Origin of the sequence: Mesotoga sp. B105.6.4 (genome assembly GCF_002896535.1) — a bacterium.
GTDB lineage: Bacteria > Thermotogota > Thermotogae > Petrotogales > Kosmotogaceae > Mesotoga.
Genome location: NZ_JWIM01000044.1, coordinates 38846 through 61105 on the forward strand (window position 1 = coordinate 38846; position 22260 = coordinate 61105).

Consider the following 22260-nt stretch of genomic DNA (forward strand, 5'->3'; position numbering starts at 1 on the left):
CTAGCGTTTTAGCCTGATGGAAGAGATCATACGAGAAGTCGAAACAATGTCGATTGGTGTAGAAATGTTGTTCTCTTGTGTTTACTTATCGGAGGGAAAGGTTATAATCGTAACTTAAGGGAGGGTTGAAAATTGGAATATTTGGATCTGTGTTTGAGGCTATTCTGTGCTCTTGTTGCAGGAGCGATGATAGGAGTGACAAGAGAGAGAATATACAAGCCGGCAGGACTCAGGACACACTCTCTCATCTGTGTTGGTGCTGCTTTCATTACGGTGCTTTCTACAACAGTATTTGTAACCGCAGAACACGGTGACCCTGGCCGAGTTGCGGCTCAAATTGTCTCTGGAATAGGATTTTTGGGAGCGGGAACGATCCTGAAAAAGGGTTTTTCGGTCAAGGGTCTTACAACGGCAGCAACGCTTTGGGTAACTGCAGCGGTTGGCATGGGATTCGGAAGCGGTGAATATCTATTGTCCACCGTAGTGACCGTATTCGCAATAATGATCGTGCTTTTTCTGAAGAGGATAGAGCTTTTCACCGGCGGAAGAAATCTGCCGAGAATCCTAATAGTTGCGAGTAATACTGAGGAAATGTCCAGAAGAATCTCAGAATGGTTCAAGGACAATGGATTGACAGTAGAATCTATGGAAGTTGAAGACGATGAAGAAAACCTCACATTGCTAATTGAGATAAGCAAAAGCGATGCTATAAAAATCAAGAATCTTATGGTTGGTTTGTCGAGATTAAGGGGCATCAGAAGTGTGGAGCTTCGATAACTCTATTTTCTCGGACAAATGTGGTCTATCCAGAGTTCCTGACCTCCTATCGAAAAAGATGTGATCATTCCCTGAAGATTCAGTACTCCCTTGGGGCCGCTTACGCTTGTCAGAGTTACATTCACTCCGCCTATTACTTTTCCATCGATGTCAGAGAAGTCCTGTACGTTTTCGAGAACCCCGTTTATTTCCACATTTATGTTTCCACCGTACTCTCCATAGTAGAGAATAAGGCCGGTTGGATTGACAGGGAACTTGAAGGAGATCGTGACGTTGTTCATATTCATATCCTTTTTGATATCCTTTCCCGAGTGTCCCGCCATACCTGCATTTGTAACGGTCATTACTCCGTTTGGAGTGGGAGTTCCATTGAACCAGAAGAAGGGTTTTTTCATAACCATCCGTGTTGTCAGTTCAGAAAAGACGTCATCATTATGATATTATGCTCGAACAGTGAATTCCCCAAAGTCAACACATTTCAAAACCACGTAACATCCAGAGAACACAAGAAGTGTCGTCAATACAAGTGCTAGCGTGACAACACGTTTCTGAATCGCCCCCCGTAGAATTTGGCAGAAACTGAAGTGAGAATTAGAGAAAGAATGATTGAGACCAGATAATTATACGTCTCTCTCCCAGATCAAAGAAAGCCAAGACCTGTGTTGGTTCTAATCACTTTGAATGGTCGAGGGACCCGTCAAGAAAGATACCTCAATTTGCGTGCAAGTCTTGAGAAAAGATAAAGAGAATTGTTAGAGTTTTGGGTTCTCCTTTCAGAAAGCATCTAGCTGCCGCTGATGTTAATATGAAGAGGTTCAAGACGGTCTCTACTAAAGAGAAGGAAGATCAAGAGAAAGCAATGTGGAGACTCTTGGAGTCGGAATTGGAAATAAGAGACTCGTCAATAGGTTCTGCGTTGAGTAATTGAATGCGAACGGGACAAACAGACAAAGCTATGAAGATTGGAAGACGTTACTAAAGAACAGCAAAATGATTTGGTCCTCATTCTGGTATCGGAGAATCGTCGTTCGCTGGTACCGGTGCTATTAGGGGAGGTTTTTTGGCGAAATCCTGGTTCCTGCATGAGCGTGGGGGAATCCTTAGAAACGCCTTCGATTCAGAGATTCTGAAGATCATCTTTCTGGAAAAGCTGTGATAGGCTGGAGTTTGACTTGTACTTCATTCACTTCCGACAAGAGTTTCCTCTTCCGAGCGAACAGTTAAAGAAGTTAGCTTCATTTCCTCTTCAGGTGCGGAGTTCACTGCAATAGCAAAGATGTTTCTTGATTCTACGGGTGACGCCTCACTAGGCCAAATGGCAGGAGCTACGCTCTTCTCCGGTGATACTGATGGGGCAAATCAGGCCTCAACACTTATGTTTACTATGAGTAACATCAACTTCGAGAGAATTAGGGAGGACGTCAGTCGTAGAAGAAGCAACTTCTTCAAATGGGTGACACCAGATTCGAAGCCTCTTTCAGTTGCGGGCTACTTTGAAGAGATCGAAAAGGCTAGAAAGAGTGGACTTAACAATCTTCACGACTACTTTTTCTTCATTGAACTTCCCGGGGAAGACAGAGTATCCGTCAACACAACTCACTCGTTCGGTAAAGGTCCTGTCAATCCTTTCGAATTGAGCAAATCGGTCTTCGAATGTTCTGAGCAGATCGACCAACTTGTAGCCTTTTCTAGGAAGTACGTTCGGGGATTTGAAAAGTCAAGAATTGAGAAGATTGCAGGCGATATTGGAATTCGAGAGAGCAGAAGAGTGAGGGGACTTTATATCTTCACTGGAGAAGACTTTAGATTGCATAGGAAGTTCTATGACAGTGTCGCCAAAGCAACATATGGAATAGATGTCCATTCCCCTGAAACTCAGAAGATTACTCCGGAAGTCAAAGGCAGAGTACCTTCATATTCTGACTATTATGAGATACCTTTAGGAACACTCATCAGCAGCGACTTAGACAATCTAAATATGGCAGGCAGATGTTTCTCAAGTGATTTTGAAGGGCAAAGCGCCGGTAGAATAATGCTGACGTCAGCAGGCATGGGACAGGTTATTGGTGTAGCCTCTGCGATTTCTTTGGAAAGCGGCATACCCATAAGAGAAATCTCGAGAGACGAAATTATCGGAGAACTTGACAGGATAACCGAGAAAAACCCGCTATACTCTCTGGCGGCCCTTCTGAAGATAAGCAAATGAGGTCAGTTACGCCTGTTTTGGTTCAGGAAGGCTCATTTTAAGCGATTGGCAGATTTGGTACTGGAATAGATAGTGGCAAGAATTGGGTCATTGTTGCGCCGGATACGGGTATGCAGTCAGTTTTTGAAGGGAATCGACTGCGCTGGATTTTCGAAGATGGGACGGCGGTATTGATAGAAAGAGCTTCTCCCCGTGAACTTAAAACCCTGGCCAAAGGAGGAGTGAGTAGAGATTCGTGCGCCCGTAATCTACTTTGTAGCGGCGCTTATGAGATTCTGACTGAGCTGGAACAATTCTGGAAGTTGCGTACGGCCAACAATATATGAACAATGAAACGGTGTTTCATAGGTGGTTTTTACTTAGAGGTGTCGAAATGAAAAGAGCATTGGTTCTGGGAGGTGGAGGAGCAAAAGGTGCAGCTCCGTTGGGGTTATTCGTGCGCTTGAAGAGAAGTGTTTCATTCCCGACCTCATAGTTGGAGTAAGGATTGATGCTCTAGTCGAGGCGGGATATGCAATACTGGCTGATTCAAATAGCCTCTGGAAAATCACGTTGAGGACCTGCAGAAAGGCGGCCAGATGGTTCTCATTAACGAAATCAGTGGCAAGAACGCACTTGCCGATCTTAAGTGCGATCGTGTGTTCATATGTGAACACTTTTAGAGAAGTTCTTCCCTCCAGGAGATACGTCAGACTTCTTAGGAAGCGCTTGGGGGTACAGGTTCACCGATACAAAGATCCCCTTTATTTGTACATCTACAATCATGGATTCCGCTGAACTTTGCATCCACAATCATGGAAGTATATATGAAGCTCTTAGAGCATCAATGGCTATTCTCGGTTTGTTCAAGCCCAAAAGGAAGGGAGGCAAAACAACTGCCGATGGTGGTATTCTAAACAATCTTCTGGTGAGTGTGGCAAAAGAGGCGAATAGTACTTTCGTATTTGCCGTAGATCTTTCTTCATCGAATAGGGTCACTTCGTTCAATACTTCGAATTCAATATTGGGAGTGATGGATGAATACAGAGCCGATTTGATTTTGCAGAGAGAAATAGCTGCTGCAGATGTTTTGATCTCTCCCGTTATGACCAGGAGTATAGATTTGATGGATTTCTCATCCTGTATTGATATCATGAATGAATCGTATGAAGAAACGCTCGGATGTGACTTGAACGGAGTGACGCTTTGAAGATACATGTCGGGGGATACGGTTTTCAAGGTCTTGCTGCTTTGGAGCACATAAGTGATCTCGCCGGCAAGGGTAACATAATACTGAATGGACTGACAGGATATTATAAGGTGACTGCAGAAGCGCTGGGAGAGGGGGAGGCGATTAGCCGGTTAAATGAGTTTGTGAAGAGTCTCTTCGGCACTCTGAAAGTAATGGATGGTTCGACAATCTCTTCACCGGTAGGGCTGCGGGATAAGTTACAGAAGATTCGTCACTGCCGAATCTGGTCCAGACAGAATTACGTCTTCGAAAGCGATGTTAGGGATTTCTTTCTGAAAGGGGTATCAGGAAGTACAGATGCCAGTTCTGAGGTTTTTGATCTCGAAGAACGCTCGCTCAAGCTTGTTTCAGGGGCGGCAGGGGAAGTCGCGGCTTCGTGCATCTCTATCCTCGGTCGCTTTCCGACTTTTATGGGTAGATACGTCGCCACTACATTTTTTAGTCAGATTCCCGTATCATTTCTATCGGACGGAGATATAGTCCTTCTTAACCTCAGAGATCCATCCTTCGGCAAGCTTAATACAGCTTCGAACTAACTGTTTCAGGCTATGGAAATTCGCTCGACAAATTACGCAAGGGAGAGGCTTTCGCTTTTTGAATGCCGTTTAGTAAGAGTTATGAAGAGGATTTGTTCAGACAACGTGTTTGATTTTCTGGAGAGACTGAGAAATTGTTCTGGCTTAACAAATGTTAGTATTGAAATGTTATCAACTGTTGTAATTAAAAGGTGAACGGGGGGTAGCTAAGTGTTCAAGACAATGATGATAATCGGCACTCTTCTGGCCATGGGATTCTCCCTCGTCAGTGGCACGAAAAAGGGAGTAGATGAGGTTATGACGATAGAGCATGACGGCAGAACGAGACAAACCATAATTCATCTACCTCCGGAAATCAAAGATGAGAAGTTGCCGGTAGTTCTTGTCTTTCATGGCCTCTTTGGCAATGGCAATTACACAAAGAAAACTTACGGAATAACGGAAGTTGCTGATAAAGAGGGTTTCATTTCAGTCTATCCTGAGGGAACAGGCCCTTTGAACAGCGTTTTCTTGAGCTGGAACTCAGGTTTCTGTTGTGGATATGCTATGGAGAACAATGTTGATGATGTTTCATACATTTACGAGCTTATTGTCGAAATAATTAACAGTTATCCCGTTGACGAGGCTAGAATCTATCTTGTCGGTCTTTCCAATGGAGGAATGATTGTCTATAGGCTTATGTCACGCTATCCAGAGCTGTTTGCGGCATGTGCAATTGTCTCTTCTTCTCCGGCGGGCGGAACCGATGAAAACGCAGTGGTTATGATAGACCCTCCGGATGTAGGAGTTCCGCTCATTGTATTTCATGGGATGAAAGATCCTATAATACCCTTTGAGGGAGGTTTTTCGAGCAGCTCCGAAGCCAACGGAATGTATTTTCCACCGGCAGAAGAATCTGTGGAATTCTGGGCAACCAAGATGGGAGCAAGTACCGTACAGGAGACACAGCATGAAAATGGACTGGTCATACTGAAAGAATACACCGGGAAAGACGAGAGGAGTCTTGTACATTTCTATATGATAACTGACGGTGATCACACCTGGCCGGGGAGAGAAAAAGGACTAGATGCTCTCAACAGCTCGTCTGAGGCCACAATAAAAGCCAGCGAAATGATCTGGGAGTTTTTCAGAGACAAATCCTTAAGGTAATATCTTGTTCACCTTAAATAGGTACCATCTCACAAGGCCCGCACCAGGTTCTTTGAATCTGCTCCATTCAAATCCCTTCTCGAGAAGAAAAGAGTGAATACGATCGTCTGAATCTCTATTACTCGGAAACAGAACGATTTCGCCCTCCGGTTTTGTTACCCTATACATTTCACTGAATTCCTTCTCCATGAAGTCACCAAAGACATGACCGGAAATAACAACATCTGCGAAATCTCTCTCAAAGGGAATATCCTCTGTTAAGCCATCCACAACATAGAAGTCACTTAATCCTTTCGCTCTTGCCCTTGTCTTCAGGTACTCCCTCAGAGTTCTCATTGGCTCAACGGCATAAACGACTGATGCGCCCTCGCTCGCCGCAAAGAATGACAGTCTGCCGCTACCCGCACCCAAATCGACGACTCTCTTGCCTCTAAAGCTAACTAAGTCAGTCAATAATCTGTTATCCCACTTCGTGAATTCGAGAGAGTCGTACACCGACGGATCAATGGCGTACACTATCCAGTCATTCACATTCTTCAGCAACTCCAATTCTGCTTTTCTGATCTCTTCTCGAGAAAGGACTTCCGAGACGTTTTCTACCATTCTTTTGAATGTCTCAGCTCTCTCAGGCAGAATCATCTTGAAATACCATAAAATTTCTGGATTGGCCTTCAGAACCACTGCAAGCGATCTTTGATCTGAATGGTTTCTTTCAAGATGAGAGATATTGTGCTTTTCCAACAACAGAGGAGTCTTGATGTCAATGTCTGTCACATCTATCCAGTCAAGAGACAAGAAAACCACTCCAATGGATGAATTCTATTACGCATTCTATCATGATAAAATCGGGATTATCTTTAGTCTTTTCGGCGGGAGTTATTATGAATCTAAACCAAAACATATTTGAGAGAAGGCTCGGTATTTTTTTCATGGTTTTGTGGATTCTAATTCTTATCTTCTACTTAACTTGGGATGGGTGGCTTTACGAGTGGCGAGATTGCGGTTACAGTGGACCAAACCAGCATTTCGATCTCGATCTTCTTGATATGAAATACGAGCACACTTCTGACGGCGGGATTACTTATTTTTCGACGAACAACTTACATAATCTGATCTATCTATGTTATCTAGTATTCTTGATTGGTTGGTTGGCTCTGTTGTTTGGGTGGGAGTGGGCAAAACAGGGGGCAATGGCGACAATGGGAATCTCTCTTGTTGCGGCACTCTCAACTCTCGATCTTTCTGACCACGCATACATGCTCCAGATAGTTTATGACGTTGTGCATCTTTCGGGAATAGTTATAGGCGCCTATCTCTTTTCGAAATACTATCTGAAGACCTCAAAGAGTTTGCCGATTGTGTTTGGCACGTGGGCGGTCTATCTTATCAGCCATTTGATGTTCACACCATGGCCTTTCTGGGAGAATGTTGGTCAGGCGTATTTCAGTGTTAACCAGATAAACGATTTACCGTTCTTCTTATTTGGAGTCGAGTACACTCTTGTTTTGGCTATAATTCTCTCAGTCAGTTTCATGGTTGAAAAAATGAATTCCAGAACCTCGAATAGAGTTTTGAGAGTACTAATCCCTATTGGGCTGTATTTCGTCTTATGCCTGGTAATGTATTCTTTGGGACTGATAATTGTTCAGGATATGAATATGGGAACCTGTATTAAAGGATGATTATGTAATCTGTAATCTTCATCTGCCCCAGTTCGCTTGTTTTTCGTCGTACCTGTACCGTGACAAGTTTTCCTTTCGGGTCATAATATCTTATGGCATCTCTTATGCCCTTCAACTCGTCTGGTTTCAACATGATGTATTCGTAACCTTCCCAGATCCTCCAGCTCTTCATCAAAACCCTCCAGAAAGAGATTTTCGGTTTCCATGGTAGCACGCATGAGATGAGTCTGCAGAATTTCCATAAACATAACAATGCGGGTAATTAACTGGATCGAAAGCTAATGAAAGCAGAGAATTAAACAAGAATGCATTTGCCGATTGGCTTATCACACATCAATTAACTATGAAGTGATAATCGAACGTAGTTGCGCTACATTGGAGATCATCTTGACAGATCATGGTTTGTCAGAGATTGAAGAGATGGTAGAATAAGTTTGTAAACGATAAGGATTACGTACTTATTTTATTGTTTGTTTCTATATTCTTCGGCAGCCTTCAAGAGTATCGTTTTGGGTCTATTATTTGCCAGAATGGGTAGTCGGTGTGGAAATTGGACACACAAACTGAGTGTGTATATCCTTAGTCTGTATATTAGTTCAATAGTTTTAAAAGGAGGGTGTTTTTTGTGAGAAAGATTATCCTGGGATTTCTAGTAATGCTGATTTTAGTTTTGCCGTGCTCTGCCCTTTTCTCAGTGGAGACTGAGATGCCGGTCGTTCAGCCACCTATGGTTGTAACCACTATGGGGCAGAGTCCGGGTGCTTTGATGTTCAGACTGGTGTGTACAAGAAGCCAGATCGCCTGTGTTCAGGAGGATCTCTTGACTGCCGAACAGCTTTCCGAGATGGCGGCAGGAGAAAATGCTCCAAAGACATTGGTTATAACCACAGGAACGAGCCTCAAAGGAATGGGAGCCGCCGGTATTGATATGAATTTCGAGGTTAAAAGGGTTGAAGCTCTTATTTCTAAGGCTAAAGAACTCGGAATGACAATTATTGGTGCACACATTGAGGGGATGGCGCGCCGTGTAGATTCTACTGACGAAAGGTCGATAAATACAGTCATTCCAAAATCCGATTTGATTCTTGTCATCGCTGACAGCGATTCAGATGGTTTCTTCACGAACTACTCTGAAAAGAATGGAATACCTCTGATCAAGGTGAAGGAATCGTTGGACATCGGTCCCGCTCTAAAAGAGCTGTTTGAGTCGGAGTGAAACAATGAATCATTTTGCAATCGACCTCATGGTCGGTTCTGAAGGGGGAGTGTCCTGGTGTACTTCCACGCTGGTCTAATACTTGCCATAATTGCCGTCTCTTTCGGGATTGCAAAGGCACTTAAACTTAGTGTTGAACTCTCGATGTTAGTTGCTGCAATCGCAGCGGCCATTGTACATTCTGGTGGAGCTATTCCCGTTCGTCATCTGGTTGAAGGCTCTTTCACTTATCTTGATGTCTGTTTGATCTTTATCACTGCTACTTTCTTCATGAATCTGATAAAGGAGTCCGGGGGAGTCGCCTTTCTGGTAAGGCGTATAGTTACTGCCTTCCACAAGAGCAGAGCGCTCTGCCTTTTCTTCCTGACTCTTCTCCTGTTAATTCCCGGTGCTTTGACTGGTTCTGGTGCTACCACAGTGCTCACGGTCGGTACGCTGGTTGGGACAGTTCTCACCTACATGGGAATATCTGAGAAACGAGTAGCAGCGATAATCTTCGTTTGTGCTGCAATGAGTGCCGCCGCACCTCCTGTTAACCTCTGGGCGATGATGGCAGCCGCAGGTTCTAACATGCCTTATGTAGGCTTCTTCATTCCGCTCCTTGTCCTGTCGCTTTCGGGGTCTCTGTTTGCGATGTTCTTCTTGGGAGGAAAGGGCAAGCCTGTAGAGTTAGGAGAAGCTTTGAAGGAGCTGCCTGAACCGCCTGCGAAGATGAACTGGATAAGGGTAGGAATTCCCTTCGTGGTCCTAATATTCTTGATTATGGCGGGACGGATATGGCCCCACTCAATTCCTACGCTAGGGTTGCCTTTTATGTTCGTTGTAGCATCTGTATTTGCGATTCTCCTCAGTCCCAAGAAGTTGGAGATTCTGAAAATAGCGACAAACACTATAAACACTTTGATCCCTCTTGTAGGAATCATGATAGTTGTGGGTATTTTGATACAGATAATGGCTTTGAGTGGCGCAAGAGGGTTGATCTCTCTGGCCGTAGTGACACTGCCTATGTGGGTTCTGTTTGCTGCACTCTGGCTAATATTGCCTGTTTCTGAAGGGTTGCTCCAATACGCGGTTGCACCGCTTCTCGGAGTTCCCCTTATACTTTTGTTCAACATGAAAGGTATGGACGCAATAATCGCTCTTTCTGCAATGGCAGTAATGTGGCCAGTGGGAGATATTCTTCCGCCTACTGCAGTTGTTGGAAGGGCAACGGTTATGGAGCTCAAGTTCAAGGGTCACTACTATAAGGATTTCTTGAAGACTTCGCTTGTTCCAATGGGGTTTATTCTGCTGATCACTACACTGTTCTTGATCTTCAGTAATGAACTTTCCTTCTTGGTTGGCGGGTGATGTCATGGCCGAAAGGAAGTGTTGTTAATGGCTGTTCTTTATACAATAATCAGTGTCTGTTACTACTTGATAATCGCTTTTGTAGTTTTCGTTATAGCTAGAAACCTGATCAAGACCAAGAATTTTCAGGAGGCAATCCTCTTTTCTGTCATGTTAATGCCATTCATCCTGCGAATCCTGAGAATCAAGTAGGGGGTGCTGGTATGACTGACAGAAACCTGATGATTGTCAAAATAGTTTCAACTGCATTGGTCGGGATTGCCCTTATTATTGCGGGGATCGAGTTCTACAACCACAGAAACTTCCGGGAGCCAGTTGTAATTGGACCGGGGGTAACCAATGTGAAGACTCTTGGTGACTATTTTGCGCCCTTGAAAGGCACCATAAACGACACCAATATCTACATAATCGATAGTGGTGTACCCGGTGGAACGGCACTTGTGATTGGTAGATCTCATCCAGAGGAACCAGCGACGAATCTAGCCGCAAAGATATTAGTCGAGAACGCCATGCCAAGCAAGGGAAGGCTGATCGTAGCCATAACTGCAAACCAGAGTGGATCACGAGTTACCAGACCGGGGGACGCATATCCCATGTATTACACGATCGAAACACCCTGGGGAGAGAGCAAATACCGAATGGGAGACAGATGGACAAGCCCTCTCGATTCGTGGCCGGATCCCGAGACGTACGTCCACTATCCAAGTGGTCAGCTTCTTGCCTACATGGACATTCGTAACTTCAACAGAACATGGCCAGGCAGGGAGAACGGAATGATCACAGAACAGACTAACTACGCTTTCATGAATCTGATAAGGGAAGAAGGAGTTGACGTTTTCATCGACTTACATGAGGCCGAGCTTGAGTACCCTGTCATAAGCACAATAGTTGCTCATCAGAAGGCCGCAGACATAGCGGGGCTGGCTTCCATGATTCTCACTTCTTCGGAATTCAGGATCGGGATGGAGTTCTCTCCTCCTAGCCTTCACGGACTCTCTCATAGAGAAGTGGGGGATCATTCGGACGCGATATCTCTTCTGTTCGAGACTCCCGAGCCTTTCCTGGACAGGGTTAGGGGAATCACGGATGAGGCGCTTCTGTTAACAGGTAAGGATGAATTTGTTATGACAGCCGGAAAGTACGGTCTGCTTTACGAGAAGATAGACGAGAAAGGTTGGCCAATCGATGTGAGAGTCGGCAGACACTGCTCCACGACTCTCATGGTTCTCGAGCTATGGAGCGATTTCAATCCAGGAAAGGAGGTACTTGTTGGAGGAGTTCCGAGATACGACGAGGTAGTTAGTAACGGTACCGGCTTCTATTTCCAGGATCCATCTAAAGCAAGTGCAAGTAAGATTTACTATGAATGACCGGTAAAGCATCATTATTGTTGAGTTTTTTTCCTCAAAAGGGAGGGGTTTTTAGGTGAGAAAGATACTAGTAACGATTGTTCTTGTACTGTCAGTTTTCTACGCAAGTCTGATTGCCTGCACAGATATACTGGCTGGTAAGATGGCTACAATTGATGGTTCTGTTATCTGTTCGCAGACAGTTGACGGGACATATGATTCTAGGATTCTGATACAGCCTGCAGCAGACCATGAACCGGGAAGCATGACACCTGTTTGGGAATGGATAGTTTACGCGGATAGAAGGCCACTCGAGAAACTGGGCGAAATTCCGCAGGTGGAGCATACTTACCAGTACTTCCTGACATCGTATCCTTTTGGCAACGAAAAGGGACTTCTTATGGGCGAGACAACCTTGGGAGGAGCAAGAGCAACTGCGAATAGTCCCGAAGCAATAATGACTGTTGAGCAGCTTCAGGCATTTGCACTACAACGTTGTACTACTGCAAGGGAAGCTATATTGCTTATGGGGCAACTTGCCGAAGAGTATGGTTACCGCGAATCCTGCAATCTTGGAGAATGCATCACAATAGCCGATGGCAAGGAGGCATGGGTATTTGAAGTTTACGGGGTAGGCCCTCTTTGGAAGCCAGGAGATGGTCCAGGAGCCGTATGGGCTGCCCAGCGTGTCCCCGATGAACATATTTCGGCTGTTGTCAACTACAGTATGATTGGAGAAATAGATCCTGAGACAAAAAGACCGCCGGCCGTTCCAGAGGAAGACTTCTATATCTCCGATAATTATCTCGACACAGCCATCGAACTCGGTCTTTATGATCCCGCTAGTGGTGAACCGTTTGTCTGGAAGTATGTTTACGGAAACATCAAAGGTAAGTGGAGTTCCAGGCTCTGGAGGATTTTCAGCACTTTGAATCCTTCCGGTAACTGGTCCTATGACAAGACTGATGACTATCCTTTCTCTGTGAAGCCTGATGAACTGGTTTCGGTATATGACATAATTGAGCTCTACAGAGATGTTATGACTGGTACACCTGGTGACATGGAAGCTAATGAAGCCTGGTTATATGAATACGGAGACGAGATAAGGAAGAGTGGGCTGGCATCGCCACAGCCAGGAAGTGAATTCAGAAATCTTCTTGGAATTCCGAGCGTAAGGAACATCGGTGTTCAGAGTACAAGCTGCTTCTTCATAAACCAAACGAGAGACTGGTTGCCACCTGAGATTGGTGCGGTCTCGTGGTTTGGTCTTGGAAATTCCCACAAAGCAGTTGTTGTTCCTCTATTCTGTGCGACGACCAGCGTTCCTGAATCTTGGACCACAATAAACAGAGGGGACAGCAAGATCAACAGAGATGATGCTTTCTGGGCATTCTATACTGTCGACAGGTTATCCGGAGTCAGGTATCAGGACATGATGCCTAGAGTAGATGCTGTCAGAAAACCTCTTCAAGAAAGGATTTTCGAAGTTCAACCAGCAATTGAGGCTACAGCACTTGAGCTTTACAAGACCGATAGGGATCTGGCAGTTGAATTCCTAACTAGCTACGTTTCCAGCTTGATGATCGAGGTAGAGGAAGCATATTGGGATCTAGCAGACTCTTTGATTCTTAGGCTTCCTTGATTTAAGTTAGTTCTGGTATATTTTCCGGGTCGGTCTATGACCGACCCCCATTTTGTGAAAGGGGAGTGAAAGAATTGCGACGTGTACTTATTGTTTTGTTAGTGCTTTTTGTTGGATTTGGCGTAACCGCAATGGCATGCACCTCTATCCTGGTAGGAAAGGATGCATCGGTTGACGGTTCAACGATGACCACACACACCTGTGACGGCAGCTACGATGCCAGAATTCAGATTATTCCCGGTGGAGTACATGAAGAGGGCGAGACCGTAAGCATTTACAAGGGTCTCTGTCAGGCGGGTATTCCCGGAAGGACTGTATCTTACGTGGGAGAAATACCTCAGGCACCGGTAACCTACACCTACTTCCACATAGGATATCCATTCATGAACGAAAACCAGGTAATAATGGGAGAAACAACCTGGAGTGGTGAGAGAGCGCTTAGAAACTCTCAGGGATGGATGACAATCGAGCAGTTGCAGGTTCTCGGTCTTCAGAGAGCCACTACGGCGAGAGAAGCTATACAGGTAATGGGAGAACTAGCCGAGAAGTACGGATATGGCGATGGCGGCGAAGGACTAACAATTATCGACGGAGAAGAGGCATGGCTCTTTGAGATCTGTGGTCCTGGACCCTTCTGGTCTCCTGGGAGCGAAGAACCCGGAGCGGTATGGGTTGCACAGAGAATTCCGGACGATCATGTTCTCGTTCACGCCAACAGATCGAGGATTGGAGAAATCGATCTTGAGAACACCGACTACTTCATGGCATCACCAAATGTGTACTCAACTGCGAAGGATCTTGAACTATGGGACGGACAGGAACCCTTCGTTTTCTATGCAGCGTATGGTCCGAAGAATGCCTTCTACAACACGAGACGTGAATGGAGAGTTCTCGATCTTCTTGCCCCCTCTCTGGAACTCGATCCCTGGGCAGAAAGATACCCTCTGTCAGTCAAACCAGACAAGAAGGTTTCTGTTCACGATCTTATGATGATCAAGCGCGATCATTATGAAGGAACAGAATTCGATCTCACGGTTGGTCTTGCCGCGGGTCCTTTTGGCAATCCTAACAGATATGCGACCTCTTCCAGTCAAAGGCCAGAAGGTGTCAACTACGACGGTTGGGAAAGAGCAATCTCCATGTTCAGGTGTTCTTATGTAATCGTTGGACAGGCAAGAAACTGGATGCCTGCTGAAATCGGTGGACTGGTATGGTTTGGCGAAGATGCGCCTCATTCAACTGTATACATTCCCTTCTACGCCGGCGCTACCAGTGTTCCCGAGTCATTCAGTCAGGGAGCAAGGAATTTCTTCGACAGAAGTTCTGCATGGTGGGCATTCAACCACGTCTCTAACCTAGCCGATCTGAGATACAATGTCGCAATAGAGATTATCAAAGAGGAATACACGAAGTTTGAAACTGAGTTCCTCACGAATCAGCCACTGATCGAAAAGGTTGCGCTCGAACTTTACAAGAGCAGTCCAGAAGCAGCGATTGATTTCATCACGAACTACAGCAACGGTCTTGCTAATAGAGTTGTGGATAGATGGTGGAAACTCGCTGATGAACTGATCTACACATTGAACGACGGTTATGTGAATGGTTCTACTGCAGGGTACCCAACCTGGTGGCTCGAAGCTGTTGGTTATGGAGATACAACCAGAAGATAGTACTATTGTTCTATCGAAGGGCGGAGTAATCTTCGCCCTTCTTTTCTTGAAGAGTTCTTTTTATCGTATTACTCTAGGACTCATTTGAAGTCGATTTCTCGATTCTTAAGCCGCGACTGTGGTTCCATGTGGGACATGTCAATAAGTTGATGCAAGTGTTTAATGAGCCAGGAAGTCTTTTTGAAAGGGAATCTCACTCATGGAGTCAGAAACTAGAGCTTTTTCCTCCTATTTAAAACTTGTGTATCGATTGGAGCAAGCGGGCAAAATGGCATAAGGCTTTGCTATAATGATTATAAGAAAGTTTTACAACCTAACTTAATGAGTTTTCCGTTCTTGGACTGATTATTATTTATTTTGGGGATGGCACTGTTGAAAATTGCTACGGTTATGCTGATTCTTTTCGCTGGTTCAATTCTTTGCTCTCTGACAGTCGAACCTTTGCCCGTTATTGAAGATCCTCTGTTAATGACAGTTTGGGGCGAGAGCATAGAACTTCAGAATATAACCTATTTTTGTGACAGTCTTCAGATTGCTCGTGACTATTCGCGGTTTGCGACAGTCGAAGATCTCGCTTCTGGTGCTGGATACAGGATTGGGAGAGAGCTACCCGACGAATTTTTCCATCCATTCTACGTTACCGGAACTCCATATCGTACTCTTGTTGTCATTGTTGGAGGCGCTGAACGGGGATCAGCAGAAGATATCGTTAGAATTAAGACGCTTGCCTCTTCAGTTAAGGGATCTGGAGGAAAGGTTCTAGCAATAGATATCGATGTTGAAGGGACTGGAAACGATCCCGTAAAGGAAGAGTTCGTCCGAACAATCGTTCCGTTTCTAGATGTCCTTATAGTAGCCGAGAGCCCCACTGATCAATACTTGCCATATCTGAAAAGTGATACCCCTATATTGGTGGAGCTGCCAGTTGTTGTAGATCTCGTTTCAATCTTTGAAAGGGATTTCGGCGGCGGCAGGTGCTGTGACTAACAGGAGGATTAATGAAGAGAGTATTTTTGTTAGCCGTTATTATGTTAAGCGTACTTACATTTTCAGAGATTAGTGTTGAGTATTCGATTGCTTACGGAGGAGAAGGCGATGACGTTGCGAACGATCTGGTTTTGCTCAAAGACGGAAGTATTCTGATTGCAGGACACACAACTTCAATTACCAGAGATCTCGGGACTTCAAAAGGGGAAGAGGATTTTCTCGTAGTGAAAATGGACGGCTCTTTTGAAGTGTTGTGGTCTAGAACTTTCGGTGGTAGTGATTCTGATGTTGCAGAAGCGATAGCTGAGACAAGAGACGGCGGCTTCATCGTTGTTGGCATGACAGAATCATCAGACGGCGATGTTTCCGTGAGTAACAAGCTTGGAGATTTCTGGATAATCAAGCTTTCCTCGGAAGGTGAACTACTCTGGGAGAAGACATTCGGGGGAAGTGGCCAGGACCATGCTTACGATGTTGTTGAGAGGCCCTCGGGAAATGTGGTCGTTGCAGGCTACACGAGATCGGTAGATGGAGATGTTCGAGGACATGTATGGGGAGAAGATTTCTGGATAATTGAGATCGCTCCTACAGGAGAACTTCTAAACCAGTGGACAATAGATGGAGAAAACAACAACGAAGATCTTGCTCGAAAGCTTCTAATAACTGACGCAGGCGAGATACTGGCTGTAGGTTATACTGCATACAAGGACATAGGAATTAGCTGCAATTACGTTAACGAACAGGCTGCACTTGCGGTCATCGATAATGAAGGAGTCCTTTCTTCCTATAAGAGTTACGGTGGTATGTATCTCGAAGATGGTTACGATGTGATGATTTTTGAGGACACAATAATCATTGTTGGTGAACAGGATGCTGGAGTCTCTATGTTTTCCAGCGGACTCGGAGGAAAAGACTTTTATGTTGTAGCAGTAGACAGAGATGGGAATGAAATTTGGACGAAGAATTATGGAGGGACCTTTACAGATATAGCGCGTGTGGTTCAGCGATTCGGGAACGGACACTTTCTTGTTGCAGGTCACACAACTTCACAGAACGTTGACGTCAAAGATCCTCTAGGTATGAACGATGGGTGGATAATTGTAATAAAGGAAAACGGTGAGCTTGTCGAATCATTATCGGTAGGTGGATCGGCAGACGATCTAATTCTTTCGGGAGTCAGTTCAGATGAAAAGCATATTTTCTGTGGTTATTCAACATCATCTGACGGAGACTTAGAAAGCAACAACGGCGGAAAAGATATCTGGTTGATTTCGTTAGGGAAATAGATGAGGTCTAGCGACCTTAAACTGGGGTATATCCCCAATAAAATCTAGTTGGGAGGGGTTTCATTTGCGTAAGATCCTATTGGTCCTGATTGTGGCTGCTGCAATAGTCAGTATTGGCCTTGCATGTACCACGATCATCGTTACTAAGGGTGCGTCTGTTGACGGTTCAGTAATGACGAGCCATTCAGCTGACTGCGGCCTCTGTGATTTCAGGTACGTCTATGTTCCACCCGCAGATTATGAAGCGGGAGCAAAGAGAGCAGTATATCCTTTCATCGAGCCATATCCACGTTATGTCGGTGCAGATATGGGTCCGACCTACAACGATCCAGACCTTCCGGCAACAGAGCCTCTGGGTTACATCGATCAGGTCGAGCACACATTTGGCTACTTTGATGCAGTTTATGGCGTAATCAATGAACATCAGCTGGCAATCGGTGAATGTACATGTTCTGCGAAGGTCTATGCGCAGCCAAGTGCAGATTGTATTTTCGATGTTGCTGCTCTTTCGAGAGTTGCAATGGAGAGAACTACCACAGCCCGAGAAGCAATAGAACTCATGGGTGCGCTTGCCGTTGAGTACGGTTACTACGGTTGGGGAGAAACACTGACAGTAACAGACCCAAACGAAGCCTGGGTCTTCGAAATCTGTGCATCGCCAGACAAGAAGAGTGCACTTTGGGCGGCGAAGAAGGTTCCAGATGGAGAAGTCTTCGTAGAATCGAATATGTTCAGGATAAGAGAACTCGATCCTGAAAGCCCTGACAATATGTTCTCGCCGAATCTTATCGATGTTGCAACGGAAGCCGGCTGGTACGATCCCAGCACAGGTCCTATCGACTGGATGGCAACTGTTAGTACAGGCGAGTACTCTATGCCTTACTACAGTCTGAGAAGAACATGGAGAGTTCTCGACAGAGTCTCTCCATCTCTTGGACTTTCTCCCTGGGTAGAAGACAGTTTTACAAAAGACTATCCGTTCTCTATCGTACCTGACAAGAAACTGTCGGTTGCAGATGTTATTGATCTCTTCAGAGATCACTACGAAGGAACAGAATTCGATCTTACTGAAGGGCTTGCAGCAGGTCCATTCGGCAATCCTAATCGCTATGCCGGTTCCAGTAAGCTAATAAAGGGAAGCTGGGAAAGAGCCCTTTCTATCTTCAGATGTGAGTACGTTTTCGTCACTCAGTCGAGAGACTGGCTTCCTGATCCTGTCGGTGGAGTAGTATGGTGGGGAGCAGCTGCACCTCACGAAACGATTCTTGTGCCGATGTACTGTGGAATAACGGACGTTCCTTATGCTTATGACAGTGGTAGCCTTCAGGAATTCGACTATAATGTCGCATCTTGGGCATTCAACTTCATGGGCAACTGGGCAGAACTGAAGTGGAGTTACATGTATCCGGAGATTCAGGAACTTCAGAAGAAGATAGAAGGAAAGCTCTTTGCAGTACAGCCAGCGATTGAAGCGGCAGCTGCACAGCTTTACGAAACAGATCCAGAACTATGTAAGGAATTCCTTACTGATTACGTTGCCGACGTTACTGACAGAGTAATGGCGGAGGTTTGGGATTTCAACGAATATCTAATAACCAAGTACAGAGACGGATACATCAACATCCCGAACGTTGGTTCTTCAGCTGGATACCCCGACTGGTGGCTTGATGCAGTAGGATACGACGAAGGGCACATTTTCGGCGACGACGCTTACAAACCTAAATGATAGTCCTGGCCTGCCCCTTTCGGGGTAGGCTTTCTTCGATAATTTCGAACTTTGCATACGATATTTGCTTCAAATATATGAGTCGAATAGAGCAGAAAGAAGGAGGTAGTTTCATGAAGAAAGCAATTCTCGTTATGATTATTGTTTCTGTTGTCGGTGCACTTGCCTTCTCGGCTACAGAAGTCTCACTGGCACTTCCTGTTGTAATCACTTCAGCCGGTCAGAGTACGGAAGTTGAGACGGTGACTTATGTTGCCGACGAAATAGGTTTGAAGTACGATTATTGTGACATTCTGTCCAAAGATGAGCTAGCTGCCGGAGTGGGCTTGGGTGGTGCTGCATCGGCTATTGGAAAGCACGTGACCACGCTTTCTCCCGATCCGAAAGGTACGAAGTTTCAGTCGATGATCCTGGCTCTTGGTGCGAGTCTTAAAGGGATGGGAGCATCGGGACTGTCTGTTGATTCTGAAGTTTCAAGGCTCAAGGCACTCATCGATTACGCAAAGGCGAATGAGATCGCAATAATTGCTGTGGCAATTGGCGGCTCGGTACAGAGGGGTCTTCCTGGAAGTCCGATCGAGGTAATGATCGACACAGTAGCTCCCTTTGCAGACATCTTCATCGTGACAAAGGACTCAAACAAGGACGGAAGATTTACAAATGCGGCTTCAGAAAGAGATGTTCCAATAGTGGAGATTGATTCAGCTTTCGATCTTCTCGATACATTTGCAGAGGTTTTCGGGTTGTAGTTGATTGGATGCGGCGCGATCGTGATGATTGTGCCGCGTTCATTATAAGGGGGTAATCACGTTGTCAGCTGATGCAATATATATGCAAACTATCATAGCCGGTCTGGTTATGATTGGGGCTTACGCAGTTGGGAAGTTCTTGAAATTCTCGACGGAACTGTGTATGTTCGTTGCGGTAATCGGCGGGGCAATTGCCGGAGGAGCGGGATTTGATACTTTCAGGCACATTGCGGAAGGGTCCGTTACATACCTCGACATTGGACTAATCTTCGTATTTGCAACGATCTTCATGAACATTATCAAAGAGTCGGGTGGAACGAATTATATCGTCAGGAAGATAATTGGAGCTTTCCATAACAAAAGAGTCCTGATGCTGATACTATTGATGGTTGTAATTCTAGTTCCGGGAGCGCTTACCGGAGCAGGGAGTATCTCCGTTCTAGTTGTGGGGGGTACGGTAGCGGCAGCCCTTAACGCGATGGGACTTTCAAAGGTCAGGATTTCGGCGCTAATCTTCATAGTTGCCGGATTGAGTGCCGCCGCACCGCCAGTCAACATCTGGGCAATGATGACTTGTGCGGGAACAGCAATACCTTATGTGGGGTTCACAATGCCTCTCCTTGTACCGATCTTGATTCTGGGGCTGTTTTCTGTCCTGTTCTTTGGACGTGGTGCAAAGAACATTGACAAGGAGAAGGCTCTCAATGAGATTCCAGATCCTAAAGGACTTTCAGGTTGGAATGTCGCTGTTCCTTTCATTGTACTCATATTCTTGCTTGGGGCCCCCAGAATCTGGCCGTTCGGATTCCCGGTTCTCGGATTGCCTCTAGTCTTTGCAATCTGTGCGTTAGTTGCTTGGCTAATGAACTTCAAGAGAGTGAATATTCTAAAGGTCAGCAAAGAGACCGTTGCCCAATTAACACCCCTGATAGCAACCACCGCAGTTGTGGGAATGCTGATCCAGGTCATGAGTTTCAACGGTGTAAAGGGTTTGATCTCAATGTGGATTGTTACGGCTCCTCTGGCTATAGTCTGGATACTCCTTCCCTTCATAATACCGATATCGGAAGGTCTCCTTACGTATGGTGGTGCGATGGTAATAGGAATACCGCTTATCTGGATGTTGAATTCAAACGGGATTAACCCCGTAATTGTTTTGGCAGGATTAAGCCTTCTTTGGCCTCTTGGAGATGGACTACCCCCAACTGCGCTGATAGGGAGGTTGACAGTAAGCACGGTTGGCTATAAAGGTTCTTACGGCTCGTTCTTGAAAGAGTGCGTAGTGCCCTGGATAGCCATAACCGCAGTTGCTATGATACTGATTATCTTCGCCAACAAATTCAACTTCCTGATGATGGTAGGTTGAGGAGGAGGTGTCGTCATGACTTTGATAATGTTTCTGTATTATGTGATGACAGCCTATGTGGCAGGCATGCTAATATGGAACTTCATTAAGACCAAGGATCTAAAGAGCGAGATACTCTATACTTTGGCTCTTCTACCCCTCATTCTCAGACTGCTGAGAATGAAGTAGGAGTGGTTTTATGATGAGAAAACTGATAATCATAGGAGTCCTTGCACTTGTTGTTTTGGCGGGAGGAATACCGCTTTATGTTCAGAGATACTTCAAGGAAGAGGTTGTGGCCGGACCAAGTGTGACTAACGTTTTTAAACTCAGCAAGTACTTTGACGGAATAGAAGGAACGATTGCAGATACCGATGTTTTTGAACTGAAGGGCGCAGAGGAAGGCGGGAAGACTCTCATAATAGCGGGGACCCATGCCAATGAACCTTCTGCGGCTTTACTCGCATATTTTTTCATCGGGAATCTCGAAGTGGAAAAGGGAACAGTCTACGTTATTCCCCATTTCAATGTTAGCGGTTCTCTTGGAACACAGCCAGGTGGAGGATTTCCTCTCTACTACTATCTGGAAACTCCATGGGGAGAACAGAAGTTCAGAATGGGCGACAGAGGGTTCCAGGCACTTGACCAGTGGCCAGACCCGGACGTCTATGTACACTATCCTGATGGTCAGCTTTTGTCGTACATAGACGCAAGAAACACAAATCGATCCTGGCCAGGCAGGCCTGACGGATTCCTTGCTGAAAAAGTCTCCTTTGCAGCAATGGAGATGATCCGTAATGAGGGTATAGATATCGTTATTGATTTGCATGAAGCAGAGGCGATGTACCCTGTGACAAACTGCATAGTTGCCCCTGAGAAGTCGATGCCCTATGCAATAGGAGCTTCCTTCTATGTGAAGGGAAGAGAGAAGTTTGATAATCACGTGGAATCTTCTCCAACCGGTTACAGAGGCCTCTCACACAGGGAAATTGGCGATTGGTCCGATGCATACCCGTTCTTACTGGAGTCACCCGGAGTCCATCTTGATCAGATTACGGCTGCCAAAACTCCAGAACTGATTATCGATGGTATAGACCCATTTGTGTTGAAGGCTGGTGAAAAGGGATTGCTTTTCGTCCCGTACGACGAGAACGGATTCTCTATGGACAGAAGAGTCGGCCAGCATTCTTCAGTTATTCAGGAGATTCTGTCTCAGTGGACGAAGAAGAACCCCGACAGAGGATTCTCGGTTTCCGCCGCAAGATACGCCGAAATAGTCGAAAATGGACTTGGATACTACTTCAAGGACCCTGCTGAAGCAGATTCAAGAAAGGTATACTACCAATAGAATATCTTTCT

21 protein-coding genes and 1 pseudogene are annotated in these 22260 nt (G+C 45.4%); 19 read left to right on the top strand and 3 right to left on the bottom strand.

Translation table 11 applies throughout. The features are described from left to right. Positions 1–132 precede the first annotated feature (132 nt). Positions 133–777, top strand: a complete 645-nt coding sequence (locus RJ60_RS09860; protein ID WP_099829768.1) for an MgtC/SapB family protein — start codon at positions 133–135, stop codon at positions 775–777. 2 nt (positions 778–779) lie between these two features. Here the strand turns inward: RJ60_RS09860 and RJ60_RS09865 are convergent, their stop codons facing one another. Further along, positions 780–1172, bottom strand: coding sequence for a hypothetical protein (locus tag RJ60_RS09865; protein ID WP_243392302.1), 393 nt, complete (start codon positions 1170–1172; stop codon positions 780–782). A gap of 788 nt (positions 1173–1960) precedes the next feature. On the opposite strand from RJ60_RS09865, the pseudogene RJ60_RS09870 reads away from it, so the two are divergent. The 4 genes and pseudogenes from RJ60_RS09870 to RJ60_RS09885 all read left to right on the top strand — a co-directional run. Beyond that, positions 1961–2983 (top strand): annotated as a pseudogene (locus RJ60_RS09870) (FAD-dependent oxidoreductase); the annotation flags it as partial. 763 nt (positions 2984–3746) lie between these two features. Then, the gene (locus RJ60_RS16220; protein ID WP_258006268.1) at positions 3747–4172 is read left to right on the top strand and encodes a patatin-like phospholipase family protein; all 426 of its coding nucleotides are present in this window, start codon (positions 3747–3749) and stop codon (positions 4170–4172) included. Next, positions 4169–4750 carry a hypothetical protein gene (locus RJ60_RS09880; RefSeq protein WP_180979935.1) on the top strand — a complete coding sequence of 194 codons (582 nt, stop codon included), beginning with the start codon at positions 4169–4171 and terminating at the stop codon, positions 4748–4750. The genes RJ60_RS16220 and RJ60_RS09880 overlap by 4 nt, the downstream gene beginning before the upstream one ends. 210 nt (positions 4751–4960) lie before the next feature. Continuing rightward, positions 4961–5899, top strand: a complete 939-nt coding sequence (locus RJ60_RS09885) for a PHB depolymerase family esterase (protein ID WP_103134621.1) — start codon at positions 4961–4963, stop codon at positions 5897–5899. On the opposite strand, the gene RJ60_RS09890 is transcribed toward RJ60_RS09885, so the two are convergent. Then, positions 5891–6694 (bottom strand): class I SAM-dependent methyltransferase, encoded by an 804-nt coding sequence (locus tag RJ60_RS09890; RefSeq protein ID WP_146028908.1) that lies wholly within the window; start codon positions 6692–6694, stop codon positions 5891–5893. The genes RJ60_RS09885 and RJ60_RS09890 overlap by 9 nt on opposite strands. An 86-nt stretch (positions 6695–6780) precedes the next feature. Between RJ60_RS09890 and RJ60_RS09895 the strand changes: the two genes are divergently transcribed. Continuing rightward, positions 6781–7581, top strand: a complete 801-nt coding sequence (locus RJ60_RS09895) for a hypothetical protein (protein WP_103134622.1) — start codon at positions 6781–6783, stop codon at positions 7579–7581. On the opposite strand, the gene RJ60_RS09900 is transcribed toward RJ60_RS09895, so the two are convergent. Then, positions 7571–7753: a hypothetical protein gene (locus RJ60_RS09900; protein ID WP_103134623.1), complete on the bottom strand. Its 183-nt coding sequence runs from the start codon at positions 7751–7753 to the stop codon at positions 7571–7573. The two genes, RJ60_RS09895 and RJ60_RS09900, sit on opposite strands and share 11 nt — an antisense overlap. A 453-nt stretch (positions 7754–8206) precedes the next feature. Between RJ60_RS09900 and RJ60_RS09905 the strand changes: the two genes are divergently transcribed. The 13 genes from RJ60_RS09905 to RJ60_RS09955 all read left to right on the top strand — a co-directional run bounded on the left by RJ60_RS09905 (position 8207) and on the right by RJ60_RS09955 (position 22249). Next, entirely contained in the window at positions 8207–8797 is a 591-nt protein-coding gene (locus RJ60_RS09905; RefSeq protein WP_099829773.1) for a DUF6305 family protein, read from the top strand. Between the two features lie 57 nt (positions 8798–8854). Next, the gene (locus RJ60_RS09910) at positions 8855–10147 is read left to right on the top strand and encodes a C4-dicarboxylate ABC transporter (protein WP_103134624.1); all 1293 of its coding nucleotides are present in this window, start codon (positions 8855–8857) and stop codon (positions 10145–10147) included. Between the two features lie 27 nt (positions 10148–10174). After that, a complete protein-coding gene (locus RJ60_RS15565) occupies positions 10175–10339 on the top strand; it encodes a hypothetical protein (protein ID WP_165775359.1) in 165 nt (54 codons plus the stop codon). Between the two features lie 11 nt (positions 10340–10350). Next, positions 10351–11517, top strand: coding sequence for a succinylglutamate desuccinylase (locus RJ60_RS09915; protein WP_099829775.1), 1167 nt, complete (start codon positions 10351–10353; stop codon positions 11515–11517). A gap of 55 nt (positions 11518–11572) precedes the next feature. Next, complete coding sequence (locus RJ60_RS09920) at positions 11573–13138, top strand: dipeptidase (RefSeq protein ID WP_099829776.1); 1566 nt, start codon at positions 11573–11575, stop codon at positions 13136–13138. A gap of 74 nt (positions 13139–13212) precedes the next feature. After that, on the top strand, positions 13213–14808 hold the full coding sequence (locus tag RJ60_RS09925) for a C69 family dipeptidase (protein ID WP_103134625.1): 1596 nt from the start codon (positions 13213–13215) through the stop codon (positions 14806–14808). 363 nt (positions 14809–15171) lie between these two features. Beyond that, a complete protein-coding gene (locus tag RJ60_RS15570) occupies positions 15172–15795 on the top strand; it encodes a DUF6305 family protein (protein WP_258006270.1) in 624 nt (207 codons plus the stop codon). An 11-nt stretch (positions 15796–15806) separates the two neighbouring features. After that, complete coding sequence (locus tag RJ60_RS09935) at positions 15807–17081, top strand: hypothetical protein (protein ID WP_219725875.1); 1275 nt, start codon at positions 15807–15809, stop codon at positions 17079–17081. A 64-nt stretch (positions 17082–17145) separates the two neighbouring features. After that, positions 17146–18807, top strand: a complete 1662-nt coding sequence (locus RJ60_RS09940) for a dipeptidase (RefSeq protein ID WP_099829779.1) — start codon at positions 17146–17148, stop codon at positions 18805–18807. A 113-nt stretch (positions 18808–18920) separates the two neighbouring features. Further along, entirely contained in the window at positions 18921–19556 is a 636-nt protein-coding gene (locus RJ60_RS09945) for a DUF6305 family protein (RefSeq protein ID WP_103134627.1), read from the top strand. A gap of 61 nt (positions 19557–19617) precedes the next feature. Continuing rightward, positions 19618–20922 carry a C4-dicarboxylate ABC transporter gene (locus RJ60_RS09950; protein WP_103134628.1) on the top strand — a complete coding sequence of 435 codons (1305 nt, stop codon included), beginning with the start codon at positions 19618–19620 and terminating at the stop codon, positions 20920–20922. A 15-nt stretch (positions 20923–20937) separates the two neighbouring features. Further along, positions 20938–21090 (top strand): hypothetical protein, encoded by a 153-nt coding sequence (locus RJ60_RS15575; protein ID WP_165775360.1) that lies wholly within the window; start codon positions 20938–20940, stop codon positions 21088–21090. A 10-nt stretch (positions 21091–21100) separates the two neighbouring features. Further along, on the top strand, positions 21101–22249 hold the full coding sequence (locus RJ60_RS09955; protein WP_103134629.1) for a succinylglutamate desuccinylase/aspartoacylase family protein: 1149 nt from the start codon (positions 21101–21103) through the stop codon (positions 22247–22249). Positions 22250–22260 lie beyond the last annotated feature (11 nt).